Origin of the sequence: Roseomonas sp. KE2513, assembly GCF_016107305.1 — a bacterium.
Classification (GTDB): domain Bacteria; phylum Pseudomonadota; class Alphaproteobacteria; order Acetobacterales; family Acetobacteraceae; genus Roseomonas.
Window position 1 is genome coordinate 25,572 of sequence record NZ_RCVR01000042.1, and the last position, 14,635, is coordinate 40,206.

Below are 14,635 nucleotides of genomic sequence, written 5' to 3' on the forward strand. Positions count from 1 at the left end.
AAAGCCCTCACCGGCCGACCTCGACGGCCGGGAGCTGGGCCGCGGGCGCGACGGCAGGCATTGCGGTAGCTTCGCCGGGCGCGAGCGTCGCCGGCTCAGGGGCGGCGGTGTACGGGGCGGGCAGCGGCGCCGGCAGCGCGGCGGCGATCAGCCGGGCGATCTCCTTCAGGTCCGACGCGGCCCGGCTCTCCGGCGCATGGTCCAGCAGCAGCCGTTGGCAGGCGAGGCTCTCGGCGACCGTCTCCTCGCGGCTCATCGCGCCGAGCATCCGGTAGCCGAGATGCCGCGCCACAGCCTCGGCGGAGGCGCGCGAGAGGCGCGACGCGAGGTCCACCCCGTTCAGCACCACGCGCAGGCGGCCAGCCAGCAACGCCGCCATGGTCCCGGTTCCGAGAAAACGGCCGCTCTCGATCTCCGGCACCAGCGCCGCACTGATCGCTTCGGCCTGCAGCACGCCGATCACCATAGTCGCCATCGGCGCGAGCAGCGCGAGCGCCTGAGAGGGGCCGGGCGGCAGGTCCGCGACCACGACGAGATCGGGATCGGCCAGCATCTCGCGCATTGGATTGCCGAGAAGGTCGGGCTCTCGGTCGAGCGCGACAGCAAGGTCCAACGCGCCGCGCAAGTCCATCGCCCCGTGTGGAAGGAGAAGTACGCCGGAGGGCGTCTGCCTCAGCTGTGTGCGCCAGGCGGATTCGCCCTGCGCGAGGCCCACGACGAAGCCCGAGCGGTCGCTCAGCGAGACGCCGAAATGCAGGCGGAGTGCGTTCTGCGAATCGAGGTCCACCGCGAGCACCCGGTGCCCCAGTCGATGCAGCGCGTCGGCAAGGTTCGCGGTGAGCGTGGTCTTACCGACCCCACCCTTGGGCGAAGCGAAGCAGATCAGCGGCACGGTCTTGCTCCTGAACTCAGGCGGCGTTGCGCGCGGCGCGGACGCCCGCGGCCACGCGCCGCAGGAGTTCGGGCAGCGCGACATCGACGCGCGCGGCCGGCCAGTGCCGCGAAGAGGGATCGACAGGGCTCCCCTGCATCGCAGCGCCAAGGGCGTCCAGCAGCGGGTAATGAATGCCGGCGGTCGGACTGTCGGCGCCGAACAGCGTATCGAGCAGCGAGGAGCCGGTGCCGGAACCGTAGCGGAAAGAGGGCCAGGCCGGCGGTACGCCGAGCAGAGCGCGTGCCGTCTCACCCGCGACCTTCGCCGGGGCAGCGACAGCGACGGGCGCGGCGCCGGCAGCTGGTGCGGGCAGGGCCGCCACCGACGGCGTGCCGAGCAGGGTCTGCAGCAGCGACGAGCCCTGTGCATCGTGGCGCCCCGCGGCCGCACTTTGCACCGGCGGCGCGCTGACCAGTGGAGGCGCCAACGGTGCAGCCGGCACCATCCCGGGCCGCATCGCGGCATCCGCCAGCGGTGCCGAAACGCCGCCCGGCCGAGTGATGGCTTGCGCTACGACCGGCTTTTGACCGGCGGCGCAAGGCAGCGGCCGATCCCGGGCATCGTCGCGCGCCGGCTGATAGCGGGCTTCCGGCTCTGGCGAGCGCTGCACAGGCGATTCGTGGGCTGGAGTCGTTGGGCGCAGATGCCCATCCGCCTGTGCCTCGCGACGCACCGGCCGGTAAGCGTCGGGCGCGAGCGCAGTGGAACGATCCGCGCGTCCGGCGAGCTCCGCATAGGTGGAAGGATACCCCACGTCGCGATGGAGCGACCGTTCACCGAGAACGGCATCCGGCGGCAGTTCCTCCGCGCCTGCCAGCGCGTCGCCAAGGATGCTGAAGGCTTGGTCCTCGTCCGGCGGGGCCGCCGCCGGCACGTGGCGCACGGGCTCGTTCCCAAAGCTCCGGTACTTCAGCGACGGCGTCCGCAGGGCCGCCGCCATTCGAGCGACATCCGTATCCTGCGGCATGAACCACTCTCCGTCAGCATGGCGCACGCGAAGCAATCTTCGCACCCCGCACATATCTTAAATTTGATCATGCCGTCGCTTGTCTAGATGGCTTGACCCCGCTCAGCCGCCGCCATGCGCGCCAGAAGGACCAGCGCTGTATCATAATAATCACGCTTCTCATTCGATGCATCGGGTCCGAAACGATCCTGAAGGATACCGCGTTGTCGGGCAGCGAAGCGTCCGATAAGCAGAACTCCCTGCCCCGCTGCGTAGGGCGCGACTGAATCGGTGGATAGGTCGGCCCAGGCGGGCACCTGACGATGGCTGGTGTCGGACCAGAAGCTGAGCGGCGCCTCCACCGCGACCTCGTCAGCCAACCCTGCCCAGGTCAGCCAGAGCGGCACGCGCACTGCGTCGTAGGAGAAGCGCGCGGGCCAGCCCTGGGCGGGCGAGACACTGCGGTCGGTCCGCGACACCGCCAGCCAGTCGGGCGAGAGTCCCCACCGGCCGAATCGCGCCGCGCGCAGCAGACGAAGCCCGTCCGAAGCGACGCGGAGCCACGCCGGATCAGGCACCGCCTCGGCAACCGTCGCAATCGCCGGATAGGAGTAATAGGAAGGGTTCACGACGACATGTGTGCGGTGCTCGAAGCCCTGCGCTCCCGGCAGCAGGACGAGTCGCCCGCCTGCCCGGCGCACGAGCAGCCGCAGCACGTCGCGTGCGATCGCGGTCCCTTCCTCCGTCAACGCCGGGTCAGACCAGCGCCGGCCGCCGCGCAGCAGTGCGCTGGCGATGAAGAGGTCGCCGTCCGTTGCGTTGTTGCTATCTGCGACGGCCGGCTGGCGGTCCGGCCGCCAGCGCCAAGCGTGCAAGTTGTCCGTCTCGCGGCGCAGGTTGCGGCGCGTCCAGAGAAGCATGCGGTCGAAGGCCGCACGGTCGTTGTGGTGCTCGGCCAGGGAGAGTCCCCAGCCCTGCCCCTCCGAGTGCGACTGGTTGCCGTTGCCGTTGTCCAGCACCCGGCCCTCCGGCAGCAGAAAGCGCGACTTGAAGTCCATCCAGCCGGCCGTGTCCGCGGCAGCCACGGCCGTTCCGCCCCGCAGCATGGCGGCCGCCCCACCGGAGAGCAGGCCGATCGCGGCTCGTCGTTGAATCTGGATCGGCATGGACTCATGCTGCACGGGTGACGTTGCGAAGCGCTTACCGAGGAGACAGGTCAGACCCCTCGCCGTAGCGGTGAGTATAACGCTCGCGGTTCCGTGATAACAGGCTTTCCGCTCGTGCCCCGCTGATTCATATACCCCGTGCCATCCGCCCTCGCAGGTGCCATATCCGCCGGCGATGGCACCCCCTCTCCTTCTCCTCCAGGGCATCCGGCAGGGTTTTGGCTCCACCCCGCTGCTGCTCGACGCCACCCTTTCCGTCGCGGCCGGTGAGCGGCTGGCGCTGGTCGGCCGCAACGGCTCCGGCAAGTCCACCCTGCTGAAGGTCGCGGCTGGGCTCGTGGCGCCCGATGGCGGCAGCCGCTTCGTTCAGCCCGGAACGACGCTGCGCTACCTGCCGCAGGAGCCGGACCTCTCCGGCCACCCGAACACCCTCTCCTATGTGGAGGCTGCCCTCGCCCCCGGGGACGACCCCTACCGCGCCCGCCACCTGCTGGAGGAGCTGGGCCTGACCGGCGAGGAAGCGCCCGCCAGCCTCTCCGGCGGGGAAGCGCGGCGCGCGGCGCTGGCGGCCGTGCTGGCCCCCTCGCCCGACATCCTGTTGCTGGACGAGCCGACCAACCACCTCGACCTGCCGGCCATCGAGTGGCTGGAAGCGGAACTCTCCGCCATGCGCTCGGCCATGGTGATCATCAGCCATGACCGACGGTTCCTTGAATCCCTCTCCCGCGCCATGGTCTGGCTCGACCGCGGCACGACGCGGCGCCTCGACCAGGGCTTCGCCGGTTTCGAGGCCTGGCGCGACCAGGTGCTGGAGGAGGAGGAGCGCGACGCCCATAAGCTCGCCCGCGAGATCGTGCGGGAGGAGCACTGGCTGCGCTACGGCGTCACCGCCCGGCGCAAGCGCAACATGCGCCGGGTCGGCGAACTGCAGGCCCTGCGGGAAAAGCACCGCCAGCGGCGCGGGCCGCAGGGCGGGGTGCGCCTCGCCTCCACCGAGGCGGACGGCTCCGGCACCCAGGTCGTGGTCGCGGACCGTATCTCCAAGTCCTACGAGGGCCGCGCGGTGGTGCGGGAGGTCTCCGTCCGTATCCTGCGCGGAGACCGCGTCGGAATCGTCGGCCCGAACGGCGCGGGCAAGACGACGCTGCTGAACATGCTGACGGGCGTGCTGCCACCCGATTCCGGCGAGGTGCGCCTCGGCACGGGCATCGAGATGGTGAGCCTCGACCAGCGCCGCGCGAGCCTTGACGACAGCATGACGCTCTCCGACTCCCTCACGGAGGGGCGGGGCGACATGGTCCATGTCGGCGGGGCGCCACGCCACGTCATCGGCTACATGAAGGACTTCCTCTTCCTCCCGGAGCAGGCGCGCACGCCACTCGGCGTACTCTCGGGCGGGGAGCGGGCGCGGGTCATGCTTGCGCGCGCCATGGCGCGGCCGAGTAACCTGCTGGTGCTCGACGAGCCGACCAACGACCTCGATCTTGAGACGCTGGATCTGCTCCAGGAGATGATCGCGGACTACGCCGGCACCGTGCTGGTGGTGAGCCACGACCGCGACTTCCTCGACCGCGTGGCGACGAGCGTGATCGCCTATGAGGGCGACGGACGCTGGGCGGAGTACGCGGGCGGCTACTCGGACATGGTGGCGCAGCGCGGCCACGGCGTGCGCGCCCGTGCCGCCGCTATCGGCGCGCCGGCGCCGAAATCCACGCCGGCGGCAAGGCCGGCAGCGAAACCCGAGCCCGCGCGCCCGCGCCTCACGATGGGCGAGCGCCAGGCGCTAAAGACCCTGCCGGGGGAGATGGAGAAGCTCTCGGCGGAGATCGCGAAGCTGAACGATATCCTGGCCGACCCGCAGCTCTACGCGCGAGACCCGGCCCGCTTCGCCAAGGCGACGGAATTGCTCACCGCACGCCAGCAGGCCCTGGCCGAGGCCGAGGAGCGCTGGCTGGAGCTGGAAATGCGGCGGGAGGAGGCGGAAGGGGCCCCCGCCCGCTGAACCCTCAGCCGCTCAGCGGCACATCATCACGGGCATATCGGCGTTCTCCAGCACGTGCCGGGTGACGCCGCCGAGGATGAGTTGCCGGATGCGCGAATGGCTGTAGGCGCCCATGCAGAGCAGGTCCGCCCCGAAGTCCCGCGCCGCGCCGAGCAGCCCCGCCCCCACCTCGCGCGTGACCGGGGAGAACTCCACCGGTTCCGCCTCGATGTTGTGCCAGTGGAGGTAGGAGAGGATCCCCTTCACGTCCGGCCCGCGGCGCTGGTAGTCCTTGCTGTAGAGGATCCGCACCGCCTCGGCCCGATGCAGCCAAGGCAGGGCGGCCGCGATGGCCGCGGAGCTTTCCGCCGTGCCGTTCCAGGCGCAGCAGACCCGGGTGCCGATCTTCGCCGGGGGCTCGCGCGGCGCGATCAGCACGGGCCGGCCGCTGTCGAAGAGAATGGCGTGCAGCGCGTCGGAGGAGGAGACGTCCTCCCCCGCGTCCGGATGCGGCACGACCGCCATGTCGTAGAGGCGCGACTGCTGGGCGACGAGATCCTCCTCCCGCCCAGCGACGGATGCGAAGGAAATGGTGGCGCTGTCCGCCTTCTCGGCGGCCTCGGCGCTGGTGGCCACCACTACGTCGCTTCCCTGCACGAAGCGGTCGAAGAGGGCCTGCACGCGGCTCGCGCGGTCACCTGATTCCCTCTCCGTCGCGGCCATCATCTCCTCGATCATCGCGCCCGACAGGCCTTCGCCGGCCAGGGGCGCCACGTCGCGCGCATCCACGCGCACATGAATGCAGTGAACGTGACTATGCCAGATGCGCGCGGTGAGAAGGGCGGTGTGCAACGCCGCCTCGCCGGCGGAGGTGCCGGTCAGCGGCAGCAGGATACGGCGGTAGGCCATGTCGGCGGGACTCCGTAGTCGTCCTTGGGCGAGGTCGCGGGCGGGGTGCGGCTGCACCTCTCCCGCCGCGTCCCGGCCGATTCCGGCCGGGCGCGGACCTATCTAGCACATCGGCAGGCCGAGCGCCGCAAGAGCCGCCGGCAGCGGCTCCGACGAGGCGTCGAGCCGCGCCCAGCCGAGGCGGCCGACGGGTTTGCTTGCGGCGTAGTCCAGCACCTCGCGCGTCGCGTCCGAGGCGTCCCCCCGGCGCGCCTCCACCCGCGCGCGCAGCACCTCAATGGGTGCCTCCAACCAGAACCCGGCGAAGGGCACGCCGCATTCCCGCGCCACGGCTTCGATCCCGTTCCGCCGCGCGGGGTCGAGGAAGGCGGCGTCAGCAATCACCGAGTGCCCGCCGCTTAGCGCCGCCCCCGCTTCCTTGAAGAGGGCGGCGTGCACGGCGTCGCTCGCGGCGGCGGTATAGGCCTCTGGCGGAAGGTGCGTCTCCGGCGGCAGGCCCGCCAGGCGCTTGCGGATCTCATCCGTGCGGAGGTGGAGCGCCCCCGGCGCGGCCCCGAAGCGCGGCGCCAGCGCCCGCCCGAGGCGTGTCTTGCCCGTGCCCGGCAGCCCGCCCACCGCGATCAGCCGCGCCGCCGGTGGTCGGAGATAGCCCTCCGCGTCCCCGAGGAAGGCATTCGCCCCCTCCCCCTGCCCCTCCATGCGGGCGAGGCAATGCGCCCGGATCATGGCGCGCGTGGAGAGCCAGAGCGGCAGCGCCGCGACGAGCCCGGCATCGTCCCCGACCGCGACCGCCCGCGCCAGCACCCGGCAAGCGGCCGCCCGCCCGCAGCGCCGCAGGAGGTCTGCGATAAGGAAGGCCAGGTCGTAGCCGGTATCGATCGTCGCCAGTTCCTCGTCGAACTCGAGCGCGTCGAAAGCCGTGGGCCGCCCCCGCCAGAGGACGAGGTTGCCGAGATGCAGGTCCCCGTGGCAGCGGCGTACCCGCCCCTCGGCCGCGCGCGCCCGCAGCACCGGCGCTACGGTCCTGAGCGTCCGGCCGGCGGCGCGGCGCCAGGCGATCACCCGCGCGCGGTCAAGGCCAGAGGCGAGCGCGGCCCGCGCATTGCCCCGCAGCACCGCGTCCATGGCGCGCACGACATCCCCGGCATCACCCGGCGGATAGGTTCCGCGGAGCGCCACGACGGCATCCCCCAGCGCATCCGCCATCGCCTCGTCGATCCCGCCTCGGTCGGCCACGGCGTCGAGGAAGGCATTCGCCGGCACCGGTGCCATCTCCACGGCCCATTCCACCGCCGCGGGATCATCGGGCGCGATCAGCCGGTCCCCTTCCGCGGGGATCCCGTGCACCGCACGGTAGAGGCCGGGCGCGGCCGGCGCGTTCAGGACCAATTCGCGCTCCGCGAAGCGCCGACGCGCAGCCGGGAGGGAGAAGTCGAGAAAGCCGAGGCTCACCGCCTTGCGCAGCTTCAGCACCCGCTGGTGCCCGACGAAAACAGCGGAGATATGCGTCTCGACCGGCCGCTCGGCCCCGGTCAGACGCGCCAGGAGCGAGGCGGCCGGCGCCTGCGCGGCCGGGATGGTCACCGCGCGGCGCCGATCAGGGGTAGAGCCGCCCGGACCGCCAGCCCTGCCCCTCCCGCTCGAAGAGAACGCGGTCGTGCATGCGGAAGGGCATGTCCTGCCAGAACTCGATGCTCTCCGGCAGCACGCGGAAACCGCCCCAGTGTGGCGGGCGCGGCACCTCCTCGCCCGGGTTCGCCGCTTCCGTCTCGCGCACGCGCGCCTCGAAGGCGGCGCGGGAAGCCAGCGGCCGGGACTGGTCCGAGGAGACGGCCGAGATGCGCGAGCCGCGGGAGCGCGAGGCGAAATAGGCATCCGACTCCGCGGCCGTGACGCGCTCCACTTTCCCCTCTACGCGCACCTGCCGGCGGGAGGACTTCCAATGGAAGAGCAGCGCCGCGTGGGGGTTGGACAGCAGTTCGCCGCCCTTCCGGCTCATCTCGTTCGTGTAGAAGACGAAGCCCCGCTCGTCCCGGCCCTTGAGCAGCACCATGCGGGCGGAGGGCCGCCCATCGGCTGTCGCGGTGGCGAGGCACATGGCGTTCGGGTCGTTCGGCTCGCCCGCCACGGCCTCGGCCATCCAGGCCTCGAAGAGGGCGTAGGGGTCGGCGGCCTCCGGGATCGGCTCGCGGGCGGCGCCGGGCGGGAGCTCGGTTGTCAGGCTCATGCGTTCAGGCCCCTTGTTCCGTCGGGAGCGGTGTGCCACCCCTCCCCGCCCGTCGCAACAGACCCGCCCCGCCGGAGGACGCCCCATGAACGATGCCGAGACGGTGGCGCAAACCGCCACGCTGCCCGTGACGGGGACGCTCATGCAGGGCCGGCGCGGCATCGTCATGGGCGTCGCGAACGACCGCTCCATCGCCTGGTCCATCGCCCAGGCCCTGGCCGCCCAGGGGGCGGAGGTCGCCTTCACCTATCAGGGGGAGGCGCTGGAGAAGCGGGTGCGCCCGCTGGCCGCCAGCATCGGCTCCGACCTGCTCGTGCCCTGCGACGTCTCCGATGAAGCGGCGATTGACGCCGCCTTCAAGAAGGTCGCCGAGCGCTGGGACGGCATCGACTTCCTCGTCCACGCCATCGGCTTCGCCGACAAGCAGTACCTGCGCGGCCGCTATCTCGACACGCCGAAGGAAGCCTTCCTCCAGGCGCTCGACATCTCCTGCTACTCCTTCGTCTCGGTTTCGCGCCGGGCGGCGGCGATGATGAAGCCGGGCGGCTCGCTCCTCACCCTTTCCTATCTCGGCGCCGAGCGCTGGACGCCGCACTACAACGTCATGGGCGTTGCCAAGGCCGCGCTGGAAGCCAGCGTGCGCTACATGGCCGCGGACCTCGGCGATGCCGGCATCCGCGTGAACGCGATCTCCGCCGGGCCCATCAAGACCCTTGCCGCGAGCGGCATCGGCGACTTCCGCTACATCCTGAAGTGGAACCAGTACAACTCGCCTATGCGCCGCAACGTGACGCTGGACGAGGTGGGCGGCGCCGGCCTCTACCTCGTATCCCCCCTGTCCGGCGGGGTAACGGGGGAGGTGCACCACGTGGACTGCGGCTACCACATCGTCGGCATGAAGCACCCGGACGCGCCGGACATCGCCACCGTCGGCAGCTGACGCCAGGCCGTGTCGCACAACACCTTCGGCCACCTCTTCCGCGTCACCACCTGGGGCGAGAGCCACGGGCCGGCGATCGGGGGCGTGGTCGATGGCTGCCCGCCCGGCCTGTCGCTCTCGGAGGCCGACATCCAGCCCTGGTTGGACCTGCGGCGCCCCGGCCAATCGAAGTTCGTGACCCAGCGGCAGGAGCCGGACCAGGTTCGGATCCTCTCCGGCACCTTCGAGGGCCTGACCACCGGCACGCCGATCTCCCTCATTATCGAGAACACGGACCAGCGCTCCCGCGACTATGGCGAGATCGCGGATAGCTTCCGCCCCGGCCATGCCGACCTCGCCTACCACCTGAAATATGGCGTGCGGGACTATCGCGGCGGCGGGCGCTCCTCCGCACGGGAGACGGCGATGCGCGTGGCGGCCGGCGCCGTTGCGCGGAAGGTACTGGGCTCGGGCGTCACCATCCGCGGCGCCCTCGTGGCCATGGGCGGCGACCCCGTGGACCGCACGGCCTGGGACTGGACTGCCGTGCGGGAGAACAGCTTCTTCTGCCCTGACCGTGCCACCGCCACCCGGTGGGAGGAGCGCCTGCTCGCGTTGCGCAAGTCCGGCTCCAGCGTCGGCGCGGTGGTGGAAGTCGTGGCCGAGGGCCTGCCCCCCGGCCTCGGCGCCCCGATTTACGGCAAGCTGGATGCGGAGATCGCGGCCGCCTTCATGTCGATCAACGCCGTGAAGGGCGTCGAGATCGGCGACGGTTTCGCCGCCGCCGCCCTGACCGGCGAGGGCAATGCGGACGAGATGCGCATGGCGCCCGACGGCACCGTGGACTTTCTCGGCAATCACGCGGGCGGCGTGCTCGGCGGCATCTCCACGGGCCAGCCGGTGGTCGCCCGTTTCGCGGTGAAGCCGACCTCCTCCATCCTCGTTCCCCGCCGAACGGTGGATCGCCACGGGCAGGAGCGAGAGCTGGTGACCAAGGGACGCCACGATCCCTGCGTCGGCATCCGCGCCGTCCCTGTCGGCGAAGCGATGATGGCCTGCGTGCTCGCCGATGCCCTGCTGCGGCACCGGGCGCAGGTGCCGGACGCCCCTACCACCACTCGCCTCCCGAGAAACTGAAGCACGGGATCCTTTATCCGACTTCCGCACTCGGGTATTACCCTCGGCGAAACCGGGGTTGCCGTCGCATGCCGAAACCCGACCAGCATTCACAAAAGAGCACCGACAAGCGGACCGATCCGAAAGTCCTTGCGGGCTTCCTCGGTCTGGCCGGTACCAAACGCTGGGAAGCGCGCATGGCGGAGATCGGCCGGCGCGCGGCCTGTCCCTCCCTCGCTGCCCGCGCCCTGCAGGAACGCCATGCGCTGGAACTGACCCTCCAGCGCCTTCTCTCCCCCGAGGCGGTGGCGGGCGCCAGCCCTGCGGAACGCCAGCTCCTCTCCTACGCGCGCGAGGCCGTGCGGCTCGCCGAATCCTTGCCGCCGGAGCCGAAGAAGCGCCTTCGCGCCCTCGTGCTCGAGGGGCTAACGGGAGAGGCCAACCTCATCCCCCTCTTCCACCTCCTGCGCGTGGCGGCGCTGCACCGGGCCCGGGGCTTCGAGGTGCGGTTCACGGGACTCGCTGACGGTACGCCCCACGACCTCGTCATCTCGCGCGGCGGGGCGGAGGCGGAGATCGCTTGCGAGACGGTCTCGGCCGAGGAGGGCCGCCCGGTTCTCCGCAATGACTGGTGCGCCTTCGTGGACGGGATCAACCCCGACCTGCAGACCTGGCTTGCCGCGCATCCTGGCCGCTACGTGCTGAAGATGACGCTGCCGGAGGGGTTGAAGCGTGACGCGCTGGACATCCACGCCCTGCAGCGCCGGATCATGGAGATGCTGCGCGACCGGCGCCGGCAGGATTCGGCCGCGGACGCGATGCTGAAGCTCGACCCGCTTCTCCTCGCCGGCGCCCAGGCTGCGGTCCCCGCCTCCGCCTTGCGCGCCCTCTTCGGCCCGGAGGCACATCTGGCGGTGGCGCAGGGCGGCGGGAACATCCTCGTTCTCGCGGCGCGGGCAGGGCAGCCGAGCGACGTGGCACAGGCGGTCTGCCGGCGGCTCTGCACCGCTTCGACGCGGCTCAGCGGGCAGCGTCCGGGCATCATGGCCGTCTTTCTCGACGACCTCGGCCGGCAGGAGTGGCGCGGCCTGCGCGATAGGATGGAGCTGGAGGGCGCGGTCCGCCGCTTCCTCACCACGCCGGAGGCGAAGCGCATCTCCACGGTTTCCTGTGCGTCCCGCATGGAGATGTTCCTGATGTCGCCGCCCGACGCGGTCTCGGGCGGGGAGCTGCGCTTCCGCAACCCCGCCCAGCCCCTGCCGCGCGACCCCGTCCTCATGGCGGCGCTCGCCTCCAGCGGTTGATCGTTCCTGCCCGCGTAATCTTTTGAAACTTGCCGCAAAAATCGTCGTTTCCCGCCGGCTAGCGACTAAGAAGAAGGTGGGTCCGATGACCGAGATGGAGATGGAGAAGGCCCAGGCCGAGTTGGACAGGCTGCTCAACGATCCCGACGTGCGGATGGACCCGGAGCGGGTCTGGATGCTGGCCGATCACCTCTCTCGCGCGGCCGGCGGCAACACAGCCCGGCCGGCCACCCGCTAGGACTACGCGGTCAGCCCTCGCGCCGGGCACCGATCAGGAATTCCTTGTTGCCCTCTGGCCCGGTGATTGGGCTCTCCGTGATCCCGAGCACCGACCAGCCCGGCAGGCCCGACCACCAGGCCCGCACGCGCGCGCAGACGGCGCGGTGCACGTTCGGGTCGCGCACCACGCCCCCCTTCCCCACCATGCCCGGCCCCGCCTCGAATTGGGGCTTGATGAGCGCGACCGCGAAGGCGCCGGGTGCCGCGAGGGAGAGTGCCGCGGGCAGCACGGTCGCGAGCCTGATGAACGAGGCGTCGCAGACAATGGCGCCGACCGGGTCGGGGATCTGCGCGGCCTCCAGATAGCGGGCGTTCACCCGCTCCATCACCACCACGCGGGGATCGTTGCGAAGCGTCCAGGCAAGCTGGCCGTGGCCGACGTCAACCGCATAGACCTTCGCCGCGCCGTGGTGCAGCAGCACATGGGTGAAGCCGCCGGTCGAGGCGCCGACATCGATGCAGACGCGCCCCTTCGGGTCCAGACCGAAGGCCTCCAGCCCGTGCGCCAGCTTCAGCCCGCCGCGGCTTACCCAGGGGTGGTCCTGTCCGCGGACCTCCAGCGCCTCGTCCTCGCGCAGCTCCTGCCCCGACTTCTCGATCCGACGCTCCCCGCTGAAGACTTTGCCCGCGAGGATCAGCGCCTGGGCACGGGTGCGGCTCTCGGCCAGGCCGCGCTCAACCAGGGCAGCGTCGGCGCGCTGCTTGCCCGGCTTCTGCGCGGGCTTGGGCTCGGTCACGGATCGCCTCCCTCTCTCGCGCGCCAGCATACACCGCGTGGGCACCTTGCCGCAGGGGGGCCGGGGGTGGAGAACTGCACCCAGGTCCGAGAGAGGCCAGAGGAGCCGCCCCATGCCCACCCGTCGTTCCCTGGCCGGCGCTGCCCTCTCGGCCGCGCTCACCCACCCGGCCCTTGCCCAGGCCGCCTGGCCAGCCGGCCGCCCGATCGAGGTGATCGTTCCCTACCCGCCCTCCGGCGGCATCGACCTCATGGCGCGGCTGCTGACGCGGCACCTGCCGGCGGTCCTCCCCGGCGTGAACTTCGTCGTCACCAACCGCGTGGGCGCGGGCGGGCAAATCGGTAACGAGGCGATCTTCGCCGCCCGGCCGGACGGCTATACGCTTGGCGCCGTCGCCACCCTCGGCTTCATCAGCAAGGCGCTGGAACGGCCGATGCGCTGGAGGACGGAGGACTACACCTACCTTGCCAATGTGGTCGATGACCCGGGTGGGCTCTGGGTCCGCACCGACTCCCCGCTCCGCAGCGCCGCCGACCTTCGCGAGGCCGCGTCGAAGCGCGCGGAGTCCGTCTCGGTCGGCACCGCCGCCGGCACCTCCTCCGACGACCACCTGCTGCTGCTCGCCTTCGAGGCGGCGGCGGGGGTGAAGGCGCTGCACGTTCCCTATAACGGCACGGCCATCGCGATCCGCGACCTGCTGGGAGGGCAGCTCGACGTCGCTTCCTACAATCTCAGCGAAGGCATCACGCTCCTCCGGGAGGGCCGGACGCGCTGCCTCGGCCAGGCGGCGACGGAGCGTTGGTCTGCCATGGCGGAGGTGCCGACCTTCCGCGAACAGGGCCTCGACGTTCTCGGCGGCTCCGCCCGCGGCTTCGTCGGCCCACCCGGCCTGTCGCCGGAGATCACGGCGCGACTGATCGAGGCGTTCCGCACCGTCCTCTCCGACCCAGCCTTCCTGGGCGAGGCCGAGCGCCTCAACCTGCCGCTCCGACCCCTCCTCGGCGACGCCTACAAGGCCGCCGTCATGGCGGAGGCCGAGTCCGCGCGGCGCCTCTACGAGCGTTCGCCCTGGTCCACCCAACCCTGATCCCGAGTTCCTCCCGAATGCCCCATGTGGTTGTCGTCGATCCCATCCATCCTGGCGGGATCGAGCGCCTTGCCGAGGCGCCCGGCATTACCCTCGACCACCCGGGCGCACCGGCCGGTCCGGACCTCGCGGCGCGACTTGCCCGTGCCGAGGCCGCGATCGTTCGCGGGACGGCGGTGGACAGCGCCTTCCTCGCCATGGCGCCGGGGCTCCGCATGGTCTGCCGCCACGGCGTCGGCTACGACCTCGTGGACGTCCCGGCGATGACGCGCGCGGGCGTGACAGTGATGATCACGCCCGAGGCCAACGCGGCCTCCGTCGCCGAACACGCGCTGATGCTCATGCTTGCCGTCGCCCGCCGCGTGCTGCCCGTGGATGCGGGCGTGCGTCGCGGCCAGTGGCGCGTGCAAGGTCAATCCAAGACCTTCGAGCTGGGTGGGCGGCGGGTGCTGGTGCTCGGCTTTGGCCGCATCGGCACGCGCGTCGCGCGGCTCTGCGCGGCCTTCGGCATGCGCGTTTCGGTGCACGACCCCTTCATGCCCGCGGGCACCATCCGCGGCACCGGCTACGAGGCGGTGAAGGACCGCGACGCGGGCCTCGCCGAGGCCGATATCGTCACCCTGCACCTGCCGGCGAGCGACGCCACGCGCGGCATGGTGGACGCCGCCTTCCTGGCAGCCATGAAGCCCGGTGCCGTCCTCATCAACACGGCCCGCGGCACGCTGGTGGACGAGGCGGCGCTGGAGGCGGCGCTGCGCTCCGGGCAGCTCGGGGGCGCCGGCCTCGACGTGCTGCGGGTGGAACCGATGCGCGAGCCCGTGCCGCTGCTCGCGCTCGAGAACCTCGTCGTCACCCCCCATGTCGCGGCCAGCACCGCCGAGGGACTACGGCGCATGTCCTGGGACGCCGCAGGCAACGTTCTCGACTTTCTGGCCGGACGCCCCGACCCCGACGCGGTGGTCAACCGCGAGGTGCTGGGGCGCGCCTGACCCGCCTTAGGCCCGCGCGGGCCTTGGCGTGTTGAGTTGTT

At 71.5% G+C, this 14,635-nt stretch carries 14 protein-coding genes; 7 read left to right on the forward strand and 7 right to left on the reverse strand.

Annotated features, from left to right (window positions below):
- Window positions 1–7: 7 nt before the first annotated feature.
- The 3 genes from D9599_RS25565 to D9599_RS25575 form a co-directional block, all read right to left on the reverse strand.
- Window positions 8–892, reverse strand: a complete 885-nt coding sequence (locus tag D9599_RS25565) for a cellulose synthase operon protein YhjQ/BcsQ (protein ID WP_198384126.1) — start codon at window positions 890–892, stop codon at window positions 8–10.
- A 16-nt stretch (window positions 893–908) separates the two neighbouring features.
- A complete protein-coding gene (locus D9599_RS25570; RefSeq protein WP_198384127.1) occupies window positions 909–1,901 on the reverse strand; it encodes a hypothetical protein in 993 nt (330 codons plus the stop codon).
- Window positions 1,902–1,984: 83 nt separating this feature from the next.
- On the reverse strand, window positions 1,985–3,046 hold the full coding sequence (locus D9599_RS25575; protein ID WP_198384128.1) for a glycosyl hydrolase family 8: 1,062 nt from the start codon (window positions 3,044–3,046) through the stop codon (window positions 1,985–1,987).
- Between the two features lie 175 nt (window positions 3,047–3,221).
- On the opposite strand from D9599_RS25575, the gene D9599_RS25580 reads away from it, so the two are divergent.
- Window positions 3,222–5,048 (forward strand): ABC-F family ATP-binding cassette domain-containing protein, encoded by a 1,827-nt coding sequence (locus D9599_RS25580; protein WP_198384129.1) that lies wholly within the window; start codon window positions 3,222–3,224, stop codon window positions 5,046–5,048.
- 12 nt (window positions 5,049–5,060) lie between these two features.
- Here D9599_RS25580 and D9599_RS25585 read toward each other — a convergent pair whose 3' ends face one another.
- From D9599_RS25585 to pdxH, 3 genes are all read right to left on the reverse strand, one after another.
- Window positions 5,061–5,936 carry a universal stress protein gene (locus tag D9599_RS25585; protein ID WP_198384130.1) on the reverse strand — a complete coding sequence of 292 codons (876 nt, stop codon included), beginning with the start codon at window positions 5,934–5,936 and terminating at the stop codon, window positions 5,061–5,063.
- Between the two features lie 102 nt (window positions 5,937–6,038).
- Window positions 6,039–7,520, reverse strand: coding sequence for a bifunctional aminoglycoside phosphotransferase/ATP-binding protein (locus D9599_RS25590; RefSeq protein WP_198384131.1), 1,482 nt, complete (start codon window positions 7,518–7,520; stop codon window positions 6,039–6,041).
- A 13-nt stretch (window positions 7,521–7,533) separates the two neighbouring features.
- Window positions 7,534–8,163, reverse strand: a complete 630-nt coding sequence (gene pdxH / locus D9599_RS25595; protein WP_198384132.1) for a pyridoxamine 5'-phosphate oxidase — start codon at window positions 8,161–8,163, stop codon at window positions 7,534–7,536.
- An 85-nt stretch (window positions 8,164–8,248) separates the two neighbouring features.
- Here pdxH and fabI point away from each other — a divergent pair, with 85 nt between their 5' ends.
- From fabI to D9599_RS25615, 4 genes are all read left to right on the forward strand, one after another.
- Window positions 8,249–9,103 (forward strand): enoyl-ACP reductase FabI, encoded by an 855-nt coding sequence (gene fabI, locus D9599_RS25600; RefSeq protein ID WP_232480904.1) that lies wholly within the window; start codon window positions 8,249–8,251, stop codon window positions 9,101–9,103.
- A 9-nt stretch (window positions 9,104–9,112) separates the two neighbouring features.
- Window positions 9,113–10,219, forward strand: a complete 1,107-nt coding sequence (gene aroC / locus D9599_RS25605; protein WP_198384133.1) for a chorismate synthase — start codon at window positions 9,113–9,115, stop codon at window positions 10,217–10,219.
- Between the two features lie 176 nt (window positions 10,220–10,395).
- The gene (locus D9599_RS25610) at window positions 10,396–11,502 is read left to right on the forward strand and encodes a hypothetical protein (RefSeq protein WP_198384134.1); all 1,107 of its coding nucleotides are present in this window, start codon (window positions 10,396–10,398) and stop codon (window positions 11,500–11,502) included.
- An 85-nt stretch (window positions 11,503–11,587) separates the two neighbouring features.
- A complete protein-coding gene (locus D9599_RS25615) occupies window positions 11,588–11,740 on the forward strand; it encodes a hypothetical protein (RefSeq protein WP_043838130.1) in 153 nt (50 codons plus the stop codon).
- Between the two features lie 10 nt (window positions 11,741–11,750).
- On the opposite strand, the gene D9599_RS25620 is transcribed toward D9599_RS25615, so the two are convergent.
- Window positions 11,751–12,518, reverse strand: a complete 768-nt coding sequence (locus D9599_RS25620; RefSeq protein ID WP_309228714.1) for a TlyA family RNA methyltransferase — start codon at window positions 12,516–12,518, stop codon at window positions 11,751–11,753.
- Between the two features lie 112 nt (window positions 12,519–12,630).
- On the opposite strand from D9599_RS25620, the gene D9599_RS25625 reads away from it, so the two are divergent.
- A complete protein-coding gene (locus D9599_RS25625) occupies window positions 12,631–13,605 on the forward strand; it encodes a tripartite tricarboxylate transporter substrate binding protein (protein WP_198384136.1) in 975 nt (324 codons plus the stop codon).
- Window positions 13,606–13,622: 17 nt separating this feature from the next.
- The gene (locus tag D9599_RS25630; protein WP_198384137.1) at window positions 13,623–14,594 is read left to right on the forward strand and encodes a hydroxyacid dehydrogenase; all 972 of its coding nucleotides are present in this window, start codon (window positions 13,623–13,625) and stop codon (window positions 14,592–14,594) included.
- The last annotated feature ends 41 nt before the right edge of the window (window positions 14,595–14,635 follow it).